Origin of the sequence: Nocardia testacea NBRC 100365, assembly GCF_000308775.1 — a bacterium.
Taxonomy (GTDB): Bacteria; Actinomycetota; Actinomycetes; order Mycobacteriales; family Mycobacteriaceae; genus Nocardia; species Nocardia testacea.
Genome location: NZ_BAGJ01000126.1, coordinates 33,771 through 48,399, shown reverse-complemented (window position 1 = coordinate 48,399; position 14,629 = coordinate 33,771). Strand labels below are relative to the sequence as shown.

General features: G+C 70.1%; 13 protein-coding genes. 12 read left to right on the top strand and 1 reads right to left on the bottom strand.

Annotation, left to right across the window (positions count from 1 at the left end; genetic code table 11):
* Positions 1 to 25: 25 nt before the first annotated feature.
* Entirely contained in the window at positions 26 to 880 is an 855-nt protein-coding gene (locus ON38_RS17300; RefSeq protein WP_039825854.1) for a helix-turn-helix transcriptional regulator, read from the bottom strand.
* 91 nt (positions 881 to 971) lie between these two features.
* Here ON38_RS17300 and ON38_RS17295 point away from each other — a divergent pair, with 91 nt between their 5' ends.
* The 12 genes from ON38_RS17295 to ON38_RS17240 all read left to right on the top strand — a co-directional run bounded on the left by ON38_RS17295 (position 972) and on the right by ON38_RS17240 (position 14,622).
* A complete protein-coding gene (locus ON38_RS17295) occupies positions 972 to 2,597 on the top strand; it encodes an AMP-binding protein (RefSeq protein ID WP_039825853.1) in 1,626 nt (541 codons plus the stop codon).
* 116 nt (positions 2,598 to 2,713) lie between these two features.
* Positions 2,714 to 5,176 carry a Tex family protein gene (locus ON38_RS17290; RefSeq protein WP_373281229.1) on the top strand — a complete coding sequence of 821 codons (2,463 nt, stop codon included), beginning with the start codon at positions 2,714 to 2,716 and terminating at the stop codon, positions 5,174 to 5,176.
* 24 nt (positions 5,177 to 5,200) lie between these two features.
* Positions 5,201 to 6,133 (top strand): hypothetical protein, encoded by a 933-nt coding sequence (locus tag ON38_RS17285; protein WP_245564079.1) that lies wholly within the window; start codon positions 5,201 to 5,203, stop codon positions 6,131 to 6,133.
* Between the two features lie 122 nt (positions 6,134 to 6,255).
* Entirely contained in the window at positions 6,256 to 6,597 is a 342-nt protein-coding gene (gene rplS, locus ON38_RS17280; RefSeq protein ID WP_030521783.1) for a 50S ribosomal protein L19, read from the top strand.
* 113 nt (positions 6,598 to 6,710) lie between these two features.
* Complete coding sequence (lepB, locus tag ON38_RS17275) at positions 6,711 to 7,493, top strand: signal peptidase I (RefSeq protein ID WP_039825852.1); 783 nt, start codon at positions 6,711 to 6,713, stop codon at positions 7,491 to 7,493.
* A 178-nt stretch (positions 7,494 to 7,671) separates the two neighbouring features.
* Complete coding sequence (locus tag ON38_RS17270) at positions 7,672 to 8,418, top strand: ribonuclease HII (RefSeq protein ID WP_051164895.1); 747 nt, start codon at positions 7,672 to 7,674, stop codon at positions 8,416 to 8,418.
* A gap of 138 nt (positions 8,419 to 8,556) precedes the next feature.
* A complete protein-coding gene (locus ON38_RS17265) occupies positions 8,557 to 8,862 on the top strand; it encodes a DUF2469 domain-containing protein (RefSeq protein WP_011210678.1) in 306 nt (101 codons plus the stop codon).
* 121 nt (positions 8,863 to 8,983) lie between these two features.
* A complete protein-coding gene (locus tag ON38_RS17260; protein ID WP_039825851.1) occupies positions 8,984 to 9,340 on the top strand; it encodes a YraN family protein in 357 nt (118 codons plus the stop codon).
* Entirely contained in the window at positions 9,340 to 10,851 is a 1,512-nt protein-coding gene (locus ON38_RS17255; RefSeq protein ID WP_039825850.1) for a YifB family Mg chelatase-like AAA ATPase, read from the top strand. The genes ON38_RS17260 and ON38_RS17255 overlap by 1 nt, the downstream gene beginning before the upstream one ends.
* Positions 10,848 to 12,032, top strand: coding sequence for a DNA-processing protein DprA (dprA, locus tag ON38_RS17250; protein ID WP_245564078.1), 1,185 nt, complete (start codon positions 10,848 to 10,850; stop codon positions 12,030 to 12,032). Before ON38_RS17255 ends, dprA begins: the two co-directional genes overlap by 4 nt.
* A gap of 650 nt (positions 12,033 to 12,682) precedes the next feature.
* Positions 12,683 to 13,606 (top strand): tyrosine recombinase XerC, encoded by a 924-nt coding sequence (locus ON38_RS17245; RefSeq protein WP_039825849.1) that lies wholly within the window; start codon positions 12,683 to 12,685, stop codon positions 13,604 to 13,606.
* 656 nt (positions 13,607 to 14,262) lie between these two features.
* Complete coding sequence (locus ON38_RS17240; RefSeq protein ID WP_051164894.1) at positions 14,263 to 14,622, top strand: YidH family protein; 360 nt, start codon at positions 14,263 to 14,265, stop codon at positions 14,620 to 14,622.
* Positions 14,623 to 14,629: the final 7 nt, after the last annotated feature.

Here is a 14,629-nt window from a genome sequence, read left to right as displayed (position 1 = left end):
GGACTTCCCGGATCCCGCGCTCCGATCAGGGGATCATGCCGAGGCGGCGGGCGGTGGCCACGGCCTCGTGCCGGGAATGCGCGTCGAGTTTGCGCATGGCGCTACGCAGATAACTCTTGACCGTTTCCGGGCCCAGCGAAAGACGTTGTGCGACAGCCTGATTGGTGCACCCCAGCGCGACCTGCGACAGTACGTCGATTTCGCGGCGCGCGAGCACCGGCGCACCGGGGGCCGGCTCTCCGGCGAGCGCGCGGGTCAGCCGGTCACCGACCTCCCGCAATCTGTCCCGCATCTGCTTCTCGCCCGCCGCGTCCGCGATAGCGCGTAACTCCGCCTGCACCGCGCGCAATTCCTCGGCCAGCACACCGTCGGGAGTGGGGGCGGGAGCGGCCACGTCCAGCAGGCGCAGCCGCCGGTCCACCTCGTCGCGCACGCCGATCTCGGCGGCGAGCCGGCGCCCCGCCTGCACCAGCGCGTCGGCCGTGCGATCCCCGATCGGCCCGGTGCCTCTGGTCGCCGCGTACAGCACTGCCCGCGAACGACCCGACACCACCACCGGTACCGCGACCACCGACCGGATGCCCTCGCCGAGGACCGGCCCGTCGTAGTGATGCGTGATCGAGAGGGCGTTGCCGTAGTCGGAGACCGCGGCGGGCCGGCGCGAATCCACGACCCGGCCACCCAGTCCGGACGCGCGGGTCACCGACAGACCACGCAGACCGTTGGTCCGGACCCCGGCGAACTCGGTCAGTCGCAGGGTGTCGGCGCTGACCTCGCCGCCGAAGACCACCGGCACCCCGGCGACCGCCGCGAGCCGGCGGATCTCGGCGCGCAGGGCGTCGCCGTCGCGCGGACGCAGCAGCGGCGGGGGAGTGGACATGGGTTGTCACCCCTTTTCGGGGGTAGTGCCGGACCTGGTGTGACCTACATCCTATGGCAACACACCGGCCGGACGACCGAGGAGATGTGAGATGGATGCCGACCCGAACGCGCGGGTACGCGAACTGCTGGACGCCTACGATGGGCCCGACGCCTGTGCGGCGGAGTTGCTGTGCGACCGGCATCCGGCCGATGCCGTGGCGTTCACGGTGATCGACAGCGACCTGTCGGCGGTCGATCTGACCTACGGTGAACTGCGCGCGCGGTCCGAGCGATTCGCCGCGGCCCTGGCCGGGCTCGGCGTGGGCGCCGGCGACCAGGTCGCCACCCTGATGGCGAAATCGGTCGATCTGGTGGTGGTGCTGCTCGGTATCTGGCGTCGCGGCGCGGTACACGTCCCGCTGTTCACCGCGTTCGCCCCGCCCGCGATCGCGTTCCGGCTCCAGGCATCCGGGGCTTCGGTGGTGATCGCCGATCCGGACCAGGTCGGCAAGCTGGCGCCGGGTGACGATATGCCCGCGGAGCCGCCCTGGCGGACCATTGTCACCGGCACTGCCGATGCCCCCGGTGCCCTGCGGATGGACGAGTTGCCGGCCGCCGGTGCCGGCACCGAACCACCGGCCGTGGTGGGCGGCGACGGACTGCTGGTCCAGCTGTTCACCAGCGGGACGACCGGAACACCCAAGGGAGTGCCGATTCCGGTGCGGGCGCTGGCCTCGTTCCACGCCTATCAGGAGTTCGCGCTCGACGTCCGCCCCGGCGACGTCTTCTGGAACGCCGCCGACCCGGGCTGGGCCTACGGTCTCTACTACGCGATCCTGGGCCCGCTGGCGTCCGGGACCCGCAGCCTGCTTTTGCACGCCGGCTTCTCCCCGGAACTGACCTGGCAGGTGCTGGAGCGATTCGGGGTCACCAACTTCGCGGCCGCGCCGACCGTCTATCGGGCCCTGCGCGCCGCCGAGCCGGGGAATCCCGTCCGATTGCGCCGGGCCTCCTCGGCGGGCGAACCGCTGACACCGGAGGTGGTGGCCTGGTCGGCGGAACATCTCGGGGTGGCGGTCCGTGACCACTACGGCCAGACCGAGCACGGCATGGTCATCTGCAATGCCTGGCACGACGATCTCGATGCGCCCGCACCCGCGGGTTCCATGGGCCGCCCACTTCCGGGGTGGGCCTGCGCCGTCCTCGCCGACGACGCGGATACCGAAGCCCCCACCGGCGAGCTGGGCCGGATCGCCATCGACACCGAACGCAGCGCACTGCTGTGGTTCCTCGGCTACCTCGACACGCCCGAACAGACCGCCCAGCGCTTCACCGCCGACGGCCGCTGGTATCTCACCGGTGACGCCGGTTCGCGCGATGCCGACGGATACTTCCACTTCTCCGCACGCGACGACGATGTGATCATCATGTCCGGCTACCGCATCGGCCCGTTCGACGTCGAGAGTGTGCTGGTGCTGCACGATCAGGTCGCCGAGGCCGCGGTCGTCGGCCTGCCCGACGAGTTGCGCGGCGAAGTGCTCGAGGCGTTCGTGGTGCTGCGCGGGGACACCACCGGTACCCCTGAACTGGAAGCACAGCTGCAGACGCTGGTGAAGCAGAAGTTCGCCGCGCACGCCTACCCGCGCCGGGTGCATTTCGTCTCCACGCTGCCCAAGACGCCCAGTGGCAAGGTGCAGCGGTTCCTGTTGCGGCAGCAGGGACGCGTCGCCGGGTGACCGTGTCCGCCGTGCCCGGCCCCGCCCGCCCGGGGCCGGGCGCGGCCGGGCTGTCATCGGGCGAATGTAGTGTGCGGGTGGTGACGACAGTGCCGCAGACCTCGGACCCCGAGACCATTTCCACCGACTCGCCTGCAGACCCCGCCACCGGCCCGGTGGTGTCCGGCTCCGTCAGCCGGCGCATCGCCGACGAACTCTCGGTGCGGGAGAACCAGGTCCGGGCTGCCGTCGAGCTACTGGACGCCGGGTCGACGGTGCCGTTCATCGCCCGGTACCGCAAGGAGATCACCGGCGGTCTGGACGACGCTCAGCTGCGGACGCTCGAGGAACGCCTGCACTATCTGCGCGAACTCGACGAACGCCGGGCCGCCATCATCGAATCCATTCGCGGCCAGGGCAAACTCGACGACGCCCTGCACCGGCAGCTGCTGCTGGCCGAGACCAAGGCCCGGCTCGAGGACATCTACCTGCCCTACAAGCCCAAGCGTCGCACCAAGGCTCAGATCGCGCGCGAGGCCGGGCACGAACCCGTCGCCGACGCGCTGCTCGAGAATCCGGAGACCGATCCGGCCGATTATTCCGCCGAACAGCTCGAGGGCGCGCGCGCCATCCTCGTCGAACGTTTCGCCGAAGACGCCGATCTGGTGGGTGAACTCCGCGAACTCATGTGGAACCGGGGCCGTCTCACCGCCACGGTCCGTCCTGGTAAGGAAGAGGCCGGGGCGAAATTCGCCGACTACTTCGAATTCGGTGAGGAATTCGCCGCCCTGCCCTCCCATCGCATCCTGGCGCTGCTGCGTGGCGAGAAGGAGGAGGTGCTCAGCCTGCACCTCGATCCCGAACCCGCCGATTCCGAGCTCGCACCCGGCGAGCGCAGCATCTACGAGGCGCGGATCGCCCAGCGGTTCTCGATCGCCGAGGCCGGTCGCGCCGCCGACGGCTGGCTGCTCGACACCGTGCGCTGGGCCTGGCGGACCAAACTCCAGGTGAGCCTCGGTATCGACACCCGGATGCGGCTACGGCAGGCCGCCGAACGCGACGCGGTGGACGTTTTCGCCGCCAATCTGCGCGATCTGCTGCTGGCCGCGCCGGCCGGCACGCGCACCACCATGGGCCTGGATCCCGGCTACCGCACCGGCGTCAAGGTCGCCGTCGTCGACGGCACCGGAAAGGTTCTCGCGACCGAGGTCGTGTACCCGCACAAACCGCAGAACCAGACCGAGAAATCACTGGCGGTCCTCGGCGCCCTGGTGGCGCGGTTCGGCGTCGAACTCATCGCCATCGGTAACGGTACGGCGTCCCGGGAAACCGACGCGCTGGCCGCGCAACTCATCGAACGGATCCCGGAGAACAAGCCGACCAAGATCGTGGTCTCCGAGGCCGGGGCGTCGGTGTACTCCGCGTCGGCCTACGCCAGCCAGGAACTGCCCGATATGGACGTCTCGCTGCGCGGCGCGGTATCCATCGCGCGCCGATTGCAGGATCCGCTGGCCGAACTGGTGAAGATCGAGCCGAAGTCCATCGGTGTCGGCCAGTACCAGCACGATGTCTCGGAAACCCTGCTGGCCCGGTCCCTGGGCGCAGTGGTGGAGGACGCGGTGAACGCGGTCGGCGTCGATGTGAACACCGCCTCGGTGCCGCTGCTGTCGCGGGTTTCCGGTGTCACCGGTTCGGTGGCCGAGAGCATTGTGGCCCATCGTGACCGGCACGGTCCCTTCCGGAGTCGTACCGCTCTGCTCGACGTCCCGCGGCTGGGCCCCAAGGCGTTCGAACAGTGCGCGGGGTTCCTGCGGATCCGCGGCGGTGACGATCCGCTCGACACCTCGGCCGTGCACCCGGAGGCCTATCCGGTGGTGCGCCGCATCCTCGATTCCACCGGTACCGGGATCTCCGAGGTCATCGGTAACGGCGCGGTCCTGCGCACGCTGCGCCCGGCCGATTTCACCGACGAGAAATTCGGTCTACCCACGGTGACCGACATCATCGGCGAACTGGAGAAGCCCGGTCGCGACCCGCGCCCGGAGTTCAAGACCGCGGAATTCGCGGCCGGGATCGAGAAGGTCGCCGATCTGGAGCCCGGGATGGTACTGGAGGGCGTCGTCACCAATGTCGCCGCGTTCGGCGCCTTCGTCGACATCGGTGTGCACCAGGACGGGCTGGTCCATGTCTCGGCGATGTCGCGCAATTTCGTGCGCGACCCCCGCGAGGTGGTCAAATCCGGCGATGTGGTCAAGGTCAAGGTGCTCGAGGTCGACGTCGCGCGCCAGCGCATCGGCTTGTCGCTGCGCCTCGACGACGAACCCGGGTCGGGCAAACCCGAACGCGGCCAGGGCTCCGGTGGCCGCGGCCAGGGTGGTCGCGACGCCGCCCGGACCGGCGGGCGCGACGGTGGTGGCCGCGGCCAGGGCCGCAACGACAAGAACCGGGGCGCGCAGGGCAACGGGCAGAGCGGCCGCGGTGGCGGGAACGGTGGCGGTCAGGGACGCAATCGCGGGCAGGGCCGGGACGGCCGGCGCGATAATGCACCGGTGAACGGTGCCATGGCCGACGCGTTGCGCCGGGCGGGTTTCGGGAAGTGACCACGAGCTGAATCGGGGGCCGGTATGCGGCAGTGGCTGTCCGAGGACGTGATCGCCGCGGGCCGGCTCCCGCTGCTCTGCTTTCTGTTCGGCTTCATCACCGGATTCCTGGTGATCCGGGTCAGCGTCCGGCTCATCCGGGCCCGGGTGCGTTGGTGGCCCGGCAACCTGCAGTCCGGCGGCGTGCATATCCACCACATGGTGTTCGGTGTGGTGCTGGTGCTGATCTCCGGTATCGGCATGATCGCCGGAGCCGGGGGCACCGGCACCACCACCGCGTCGGTGCTGGCGGCCGTTTTCGGCGTCGGGGCCGCGCTCGTGCTCGACGAATTCGCCCTGCTGTACTACCTGCGCGATGTGTACTGGGAGGAGCAGGGCCGGACCTCGGTGGACGCGGTGTTCGTCGCTCTCGCGGTCACCGGCCTGCTGCTGCTGGGGTTCCATCCGCTGTGGCTGCTGGAAATCAACGGTGTGCGGCACCAGCCCGGCGCCGGCACGAGACTGCTGGTCGCCGGATTCGCCGCGGTGAATCTGGCGCTGGCCGCCGTGGTCATCGCCAAGGGCAAGATCTGGACCGGGCTGTTCGGCATGTTCTTCTTGCCGCTGCTGGTCGTGGGCGCACTGCGGCTCAGCCGGCCGGGTGCCCCGTGGGCGCGCTGGCGTTACGGCAGCCGCCGGCGGCTCATGTATCGCGCCATCGTGCGGGAACGCCGGTACCGGCGCCCGGTGATCCGGGCCAAGATCTTCGTCCAGGACCTGATCGCCGGTAGCCCGGATGTCGATCACGCGCGGTCGGCGGCCGAGGTGGAGCTGACGCGTAAGGTGGTACCGGCGCCGCCGCCACCGCCGCGGCAGCATCCGCTGCTGCAGGATCTGCACCTGTGGCCGCATGATCGAGGCGGTGACGCCGAGGAACCGGCGGGTCCGGTCGGGCCGGTTTCCGAAAGCGACCGCTGATCTGGCACAATGCACAGGTTGGCCTGGGCATCACCCGGGCGCATCCCACATTCGGAGCACGAACCGGTCGAGCATATGCGCCGCCAGGTTCCTCTGTTCGCGCGACCATCAGAAGGATGATCATGAACACCCTTGATTTCGTCGACGAGAGCTCGCTGCGCAGCGACGTCCCCGACTTCCGTCCGGGCGACACCCTCAATGTGCACGTGAAGGTCATCGAGGGCTCCAAGGAACGTATCCAGGTCTTCAAGGGCGTCGTCATCCGGCGCCAGGGCGGCGGTATCCGCGAGACCTTCACCGTGCGCAAGGTGTCGTTCGGTGTCGGCGTGGAGCGCACCTTCCCGGTGCACAGCCCCACCATCGATCACATCGATGTGGTGACCCGCGGTGACGTCCGCCGGGCCAAGCTGTACTACCTGCGCGAGCTGCGCGGTAAGGCCGCCAAGATCAAAGAAAAGCGCTGACCCGTCGCTGACCGCCGACACCCGTGCGCCACGGCGCACCGCGGTGACCTCGGCGAACGGTCTATGTAGCCCGGTGCCACGAATCCGTTGTGGCACCGGGCTACGCTGTTCGCGTGGCAGATGAGAGTTGGTCGGTTTCGGGATCCGATTCCAGGAACGAACCGCCGAGAAGGCGTCGTGCGCGAAAGCAGGTCAAAGCGAAGCGGCAGCGGCCGTTCTGGCAGGAACTCCCCATCCTGCTGGTCATCGCGGCGATCATCGCCGCCCTCATGGTCACCTTCGTCGGCCGCCCCTATGTCATTCCCTCCCAATCCATGGAACCCACCCTGCACGGGTGCGCCGGCTGCACCGGCGACCGGATCTACGTGCAGAAGGTGAGTTACTACTGGAGCGATCCGAAGCCCGGTGACGTGGTCGTGTTCGTCGGCCCGCCGTCCTGGAACGACCACTACGTCTCGATCCGCTCCGACAATCCCGCGGTGCGCGGTATCCAGAACTTCTTCGCCTTCTTCGGCCTGGTCCCGCCCGATGAGAACGATCTGGTGAAACGGGTGATCGCGGTCGGCGGCCAGACCGTGGAGTGCTGCGACGAACAGGGCCGGGTCATGGTGGACGGGAAACCGCTGGACGAGCCCTACGTCGCCGACGACTACCCATGGGTGGCGGGCCAGCAGAACGCCGCCTATCCGGTGGGCCGGGTCTTCGGCCCGGTGCTGGTACCCCCGGGCCACCTGTGGGTGATGGGCGACAACCGCAACGAGTCGCGTGACTCCCGCGCCCATGTCGGTGACGATCTGCAGGGCACGGTGCCCATCGAGAACGTCCGCGGCAAGGCAGTCTTCAAGATCTGGCCGCCCGGCCGGATCGGTCCGGTGACATCGCAGAATCCACAGTAGGCGCGATCTTTTCGCGTTCGCTCCACGGAAACCACCGTGCGGTCCGCGCGGTCGCGGCGCCGATCACCTTGCCGGACAAGCTGTTCGACCGGGCCTCCACCGGACCTACCGGTGCCGCGCTCGGTCCGGTGCGCGATAATCGGGCGGTGGTTCCCGATCATCTGTCGCGAGGTGGCCAGTGACACGTAGTAACCGTGCCGCGGGTGCCGGGCGAGGCAGCAATTGGCCGCCGCGGGTGGTGGTGCGCAAGGCCGCGGGCCTGCGGACCCTCGATTCGGCGCTGATCCGCAGCGGCCTGGGGCCGGTCGCGGGTGTCGACGAGGCGGGCCGCGGTCCGAGCGCCGGCCCGCTGGTGGTCGCCGCGTGTGTCCTCGCCCCGAAAGCATCCGCAGCGCTCGCCGGACTCGACGACTCCAAGAAACTGAGCGAGTCCGCCCGTGAAGCACTGTTCCCGGTGATCAAGCGGCTGGCTCTCGCCTGGAAGGTCGTCGTGATTCCCGCCGCGGAGATCGATGCCATCGGAATCCACGTTGCCAATATCGAGGGGATGCGCCGTGCGGTGGCGGGGCTGGACTGCTCGCCGGGCTATGTGCTCACCGACGGGTTCCGGGTGCCGGGGCTGGCGGTCCCGTCGCTGCCGGTGATCGGCGGCGACGCCAGCGCCGCCTGTATCGCGGCGGCGAGCGTCCTGGCCAAGGTCACCCGGGACCGGATGATGGTCGAACTCGACCGGCAGCGGCCGGGCTACGGTTTCGCCGAGCACAAGGGTTACAACACCTCGCAGCACCTGGAAGCGCTGCGCCGGCTCGGGCCCTGCCCGGAACATCGGCGGTCGTGGCGCACGGTGCGCGAATGCGGCACGCCGGTCCCCGGGGCGGCGGAATCTTTGGCACTGGCGACAGTGGAGGCCGGCGGCGCCGCCTGACCGGGGCTAACGCGGGCCGGCGCGGCCCGCCGCGCGGTGCGGCGACGGTGTGCGCCCCGGCCCACGGTGACATGCCCGGGCGCGATGAGCGATGATGTGAGCAGACGCAAGGCGGCGAGAAGGAGGACGTTCCACCAGATGAGTGCCGAGGACCTCGAGAAATACGAAACCGAGATGGAGCTCTCGCTCTACCGGGAGTACAAGGACATCGTCGGTCAGTTCTCGTACGTGGTGGAAACCGAACGCCGCTTCTATCTGGCCAACTCGGTGGAGCTACGACCGCAGAACGCCGACGGCGAGGTGTACTTCGAAGTACGGATGAGCGACGCCTGGGTCTGGGATATGTACCGGCCCGCGCGCTTCGTCAAACATGTCCGGGTGATCACGTTCAAGGACGTGAACATCGAGGAGTTGGAGAAACCGGACCTGCGCCTGCCCGAATGAGCTGAGCGCTGCGTGCTCGTGCCCCTGACGGACTTGTCCACAGGCCGCCGGTTGTCCACAGGTCGCTTGTTTGCGCAGGTCGGCGCCGTGGGCCGGCGAGTCGGCGGCGGATGCTGGGCACGTGGCACACAACACGGCGCTCGGCGCACAAGGGGAGGAGCTGGCGGCCCGGTATCTGCAGGCCTCCGGTATGGAGATCGTCTGCCGTAACTGGCGGTGCCGGTACGGCGAACTGGACCTGGTGGTCCGCGATGCGGGAGTGACCGCCTTCGTCGAGGTGAAGACCAGATCGGGGCTCGGATTCGGGACACCGGCCGAGGCCGTCACCTACGACAAGCAACAGCGGATCCGCCGCCTGGCACTGCTCTGGCTCACCGAACAGGACGGTCCCTGGCAGCGGATCCGTTTCGACGTCGTCTCGATCCTGCTCCCGCGTACCGCCCAGCCCGTGATCGAGCATCTGCGGGCGGTGTTCTGATGCCGCTGGGCCGGGCCTGCTCGATCGCGGTGCGCGGGATCGACGGGCAGGTCGTGGAGATCGAGGCCGATATCGGCCAAGGGCTGCCGTCGGTACATCTGGTAGGGCTGCCCGATACTTCGCTGCAGGAATCCCGGGACCGGGTCCGGGCGGCGGTGGCCAACACCGGCGAGAAATGGCCCGATGGCCGGGTGATCCTGGCCCTGTCGCCGGCGACGCTACCGAAGGTGGGCTCGGTCTACGATCTCGCGCTGGCCGTCGCGGTGCTGGACGCGGCCGATATCGTGCCCTCCGAGCGCCTCACGGGCACCGTATTGCTGGGCGAACTCGCCCTCGACGGGCGGTTGCGCAGGGTCCGTGGCATCCTGCCCGCCGTGCTCGCGGCGCGCCGGGCCGGCCGCAAGACGGTGGTGGTCCCCGCGGCGGCCCTTCCGGAAGCGGGCCTCGTCGCCGGAATCCGGGTGCTGGGCGCACCGACACTGCGTGCCGCCGTCGACTGGTTACGGGGCGAAGGGGGCCTGGAGGAGCCATCGGGAGTGCACCCACCACAGCCGAGCGCGCCGGGCGGAGACCTGCGGGATGTCGCCGGGCAGCACGAAGCGCGCTGGGCCCTCGAGGTCGCCGCGGCCGGTGGTCACCATCTGCTGCTCACGGGGGCGCCCGGAATCGGGAAGACCATGCTGGCCCAACGCCTGCCCGGAGTACTCCCGCCACTGTCGGAGGACGAGGCGCTCGAGGTCACCGCCGTCCATTCGGTCGCCGGCACACTCTCCGACGAACAACCCCTGATCACCAGTCCGCCCTTCGTCGCCCCCCACCATTCGACGTCGGTGAGCGCCATGGTGGGCGGCGGTTCGGGATCGGCGCGGCCCGGTGCGGTGAGTCGCGCCCACCGCGGGGTCCTGTTCCTGGACGAATGCGCCGAGATCGGCGCCAAGGTGCTCGAGGCGATGCGGACACCGCTGGAAGAGGGGGAGGTACGGATCGCGCGCCGCGACGGAGTGGCCCGCTATCCGGCGCGTTTCCAGCTGGTCCTCGCCGCCAACCCCTGCCCGTGCGCCCCGGCCCGCGATGTGGACTGCATCTGTGCCCCGCTCGCCCGGCGCCGATATCTCGGCAAGCTCTCGGGTCCGCTGATGGACCGCATCGATATCTGGTTGCAGATGCATCCACTGTCGGGCGCCGGTCTGGCCGCGGTGGAGTCGGAGGACAGCGCGACCGTGCGCAGTCGGGTGACCGCCGCCCGCGCCGCCGCCGTCGCCCGGTGGCGCGACGCGGGATGGCGCACCAACGCCGAGGTCCCCGGCCACGCACTGCGCCGGCTGTATCCATTGCCCGCGGAGACGACAGCTCCGGTCGAGGCGGCTTTGCGGCTGGGCCGTATCTCGGCGCGCGGCGCCGACCGGGCGCTGCGGGTCGCGTGGACCGTCTGCGATCTGCGCGGCGGCGATATGCCCACCGCCCACGATGTGATGCAGGCACTCGACTTCCGGCAGCGGAGTCCACAGTGAACACGGCGGATATCGGCTCACCGGCCCGGCGGGAGACGGCCGGCGAATGCGAAGAACGCCAGCTGGCCTGGGCGTATCTGTCCCGAGTGGTACTCGGCCCGTGTCCGGCCCTCACGGCCCTCATCGACTCGGTCGGGGTGCGCGAGGCGGCGCGGGCGGTCCGGGAGCGCGCGCTGCCGCCGGTGCTGCGTACCGCGACCGAACGTCGGCGCGAGCTGGACACGGCCGCGCGGGATCTGGAGCTGATCCGCGACAGCGGCGGCCGGCTCGTCACCCCTGGCGACGCCGAATGGCCGGCCTGGCGAATGCTGGGTCTGGCTCGGCTCACCCCCGGCCGCGATCCGGACGGTGCCGTTCCGCTGGTGTTCTGGGTGCGTGGCAGCCGGGATCTCGGCGAACTCACCGAGCGTGCGGTGGCGGTGGTGGGCGCCCGGTGCAGCACCGGATACGGCGACCGGGCGGCCGGTGCGATCGCCGGGGACCTGGCGGCCCGCGGCTGGACGGTGATATCGGGCGCCGCCTTCGGCATCGACGGTACGGCGCACCGGGCCGCGCTCGCGGTCGGCGGCGTCACCGTCGCCGTGCTGGCCTGCGGCGCCGACCGGCCCTATCCGGCCCAGCACGACCGCCTCATCGCCCGGATCGCCGAAACCGGGCTGGTGGTCAGCGAATACCCGCCCGGTACGGTCGCGCGCAAACACCATTTCCTGGCCCGGAACAGGCTGATCGCCGCCCTGGCAGATGGTGTGCTGGTGGTCGAGGCCGGGTTACGCAGTGGAGCCCGGAACACGGTGAAATGGGCACGCCGGATCGGTCGTCCGGCGCTCGCGGTCCCGGGATCGGTGGATTCGGCGGCCTCCGCGGGATGTCACCGGATGATCCGCGACGGAGAAGCGACCCTCGTCACCGGCTCGGAGGACGTACTCGCCGAAATCGCGCCTCTCCACCTGCCGCTGACCACCGGCTCGTCCGGCCTGGATCGTCGCAGTGGCATCGAGTCCCGGGTACTGGCGGCCTTACCCGCCGCCGGGGGCCGGTGGCCACACGATATCGCTGGCGAGACCGGGATCGCGGCCACCGAGGTGCGCGCCGCACTTGTCGCGCTCGATCTCGCGGGCATTGCCGGGCGCGGCGAGCTGGGCTGGTACCGGCTGGGCCGGGAGGCGGAGCGAGGAGGGTGAACACCTCGGTCGACCCGAATTCTCCAGGCACGGAGCTCGGCTGTAGAAGCCCGGCCGTGGCCCGGGCGGGGGCGGACAGCAGGGGCGCACGGCGTACCGGTTGGTGTCCTGGCACTGGCGGATGTGGTGGATGGCTCGTCGATGTGGTGATGCCTGCGGTTGGTGTCACCGCGATGGCAGGGCGCGCACGAAGCCGGTGATCGCGGCCATGACACCGGAGAGCCGAAGGCCGGCAGGGGATCCGCCAAGGCCGGGTATCGGCCATGTAGTCGCTTCCGCGACGGTGACGGTATCTCCCGGGGCCCCGCTCGCGAAGCGGCCCGGATTCGATAGGTCTGTCAGTGGGCGGCGGACTTGCGGGGACATGCACCGTCCAGGACGTCGAATGCCGCATCGATGTGGGTTACGCGCCGACGCGAGGGTTTGTGGGGACGCAGGCGTGGTCACGAGGCGTGGCGTCGGGTCGCGGCGCGAAGGAGTACGAGGGCGGATACCGAAAACCGGGCCGGTCCCGCCCGACGTCGTCAGGTGGAGCGCGACCGCGCGCAGCAGTCGGGGCGGGGTCGGATGGTCGGTGGCCGCCTGGGCCGCCGGCAATGGGTACGGCGCGTGGGCTTGCGCTTCGGGGTCGGGCGGACGACGGTGGGACGGTGCGTGAGTTGCCCGAGGATCTGGAAGCGCTGCTGACCGAATACGGGCGGCATCTGCGGCTCGGTCGCAATCGGTCGGCACATACGGTGCGCGCCTACCTCGGTGATATCCGGTCGCTGCTGGCGCATCTCGTCGACCATGCCGGCGATGCCTCGCTTCGCGAACTGGATCTACCGGCCATGCGCGCGTGGCTGGCGGCGCATTCGGAGCGTGGCGCGGCCCGGACCAGTATGGCTCGGCGGGCTTCGGCTGCGCGGGCATTCACCGCGTGGCTGACCCGGACCGGTCGGCTGACCGTGGACCCCGGGCTGCGGCTCGCCGCGCCGAAGGCCCACCGCAGCCTGCCCGCCGTCCTCGGCCAGGAGCAGGCGGGCCGGGTGATGAACGCCGCGGAATCGGGCGCCGAGCAGCACGATCCGATGGCGCTGCGGGATCGGCTCATCGTCGAACTGCTGTACGCCACCGGGATCCGCGTCGGTGAACTGTGCGGACTCGATATCGACGATATCGACCGGGAACGGCGGGTGGTGCGCGTCCTGGGCAAGGGCAACCGGGAGCGGTCCGCGCCGTTCGGCGGTCCTGCCGACCACGCCGTGGGCGAATGGCTGCGCTACGGGCGGCCTGTCCTTGCCACGCCCGATTCCGGCCGCGCGCTGCTCCTGGGCCGGCGCGGCCGGCGCCTCGATCAGCGGCAGGCCCGGACGGTGGTACACGCCGTGGTGTCCGCCGTCCCGGGCACGGCCGACCTGGGACCGCACGGTCTCCGCCATACGGCGGCCACCCACCTACTCGAAGGCGGCGCCGATCTGCGAGTGGTACAGGAACTCCTGGGTCATGCCAGCCTCGCGACCACGCAGCTCTACACCCACGTCTCCATCGACCGTCTGCGCAAAGCCCACGACCAGGCCCACCCCCGCGCCTGAATCGCTGGTGGTGGGCTGGTGGGTCACGGCCAGCTCCCCGCGCTTGGGCTGCTGCTGGTGGGCTGGTAAGTCATGACCTGCCCCCGCCCGAACACTGTGAGTAGGGGCCGATACGCCACGATCAAGCCCGCGCCTGAACCGCTGATGGTGGGCCGGTAAATCATGACCATGCCCCCGCGTCCGACCACTCGAATGGCCGGTACGCCAACATCATGCCCCGTTTGAACCGCGGTAGTTGGGCCGATCAATCCAGGACCGGGGACATCCGCTGCTCGGTCCGCCTTCGGTGGCCACAATGGCTGCCGGCAGTCCGCCGCTCGTCGCATCGCTCACTCCCGCGACGGCAACACCGGACCCGCGTGCGGCCTCAGCCTCGAGCCCACCGTCGCCGCCGCCCTGCCCACCAGGACGACGACCGGCCGGGCGGCCCCGCCTCGGGATGCCTCCGATCGGCGCACTCGGCGAGTGAACGGCCGGGCCCTGTCCGGCCTCGTTGCAGGCCACGACGCGGACGGGAGTCGATCCGTCGGCCCGTCGACGACCCGGTGGCTGGATTCGCCGCGGTACGGCGCTTACGCTGTCCAGCGGAGCCGCCCACCGCGGCCGACCGGTATTCGGGAGGTGAGCGTGCAGACCACGACCGGGACGGTCGCCCGATGAGCTCCCCGCGGGAGGAGCGAGACCGCGCGGCGGAGCCGATCGATTACAGGTTCACGCTCGCCAACGAACGGACCTTTCTGGCTTGGATCCGTACCGCCCTCGGTTTGCTGGCAGGCGGGGTCGCGGTGCACGCGGTGGTGCAGGAACAGTGGAATGTGGATTTCCGCACCGCGCTGGCCGTCAGTTGTCTGCTGCTGTCGCTGGTTCTCGCGGTCGGCGCATATGTGCACTGGCGACGGGTTCGGGCGGCGATGGACGAAGGGCAGCCGCTACCGGGCACGGTGCTGGTGCCGGTGCTGGCCGCCGGGACCGCGTTCGTCGCGATTCTCGCGTGCCTGGCCGTACTACTGCACTGAGGACGGT

Bases quoted from the DNA above. Each gene is read 5' to 3' on its own strand.
- ON38_RS17300 (WP_039825854.1), bottom strand. From the start codon at position 880: ATGTCCACTCCCCCGCCGCTGCTGCGTCCGCGCGACGGCGACGCCCTG.
- ON38_RS17255 (WP_039825850.1), top strand. From the start codon at position 9,340: ATGCCGCTGGGCCGGGCCTGCTCGATCGCGGTGCGCGGGATCGACGGG.
- rplS (WP_030521783.1), top strand. From the start codon at position 6,256: ATGAACACCCTTGATTTCGTCGACGAGAGCTCGCTGCGCAGCGACGTC.
- ON38_RS17265 (WP_011210678.1), top strand. From the start codon at position 8,557: ATGAGTGCCGAGGACCTCGAGAAATACGAAACCGAGATGGAGCTCTCG.
- ON38_RS17240 (WP_051164894.1), top strand. From the start codon at position 14,263: ATGAGCTCCCCGCGGGAGGAGCGAGACCGCGCGGCGGAGCCGATCGAT.
- ON38_RS17295 (WP_039825853.1), top strand. From the start codon at position 972: ATGGATGCCGACCCGAACGCGCGGGTACGCGAACTGCTGGACGCCTAC.
- ON38_RS17285 (WP_245564079.1), top strand. From the start codon at position 5,201: ATGCGGCAGTGGCTGTCCGAGGACGTGATCGCCGCGGGCCGGCTCCCG.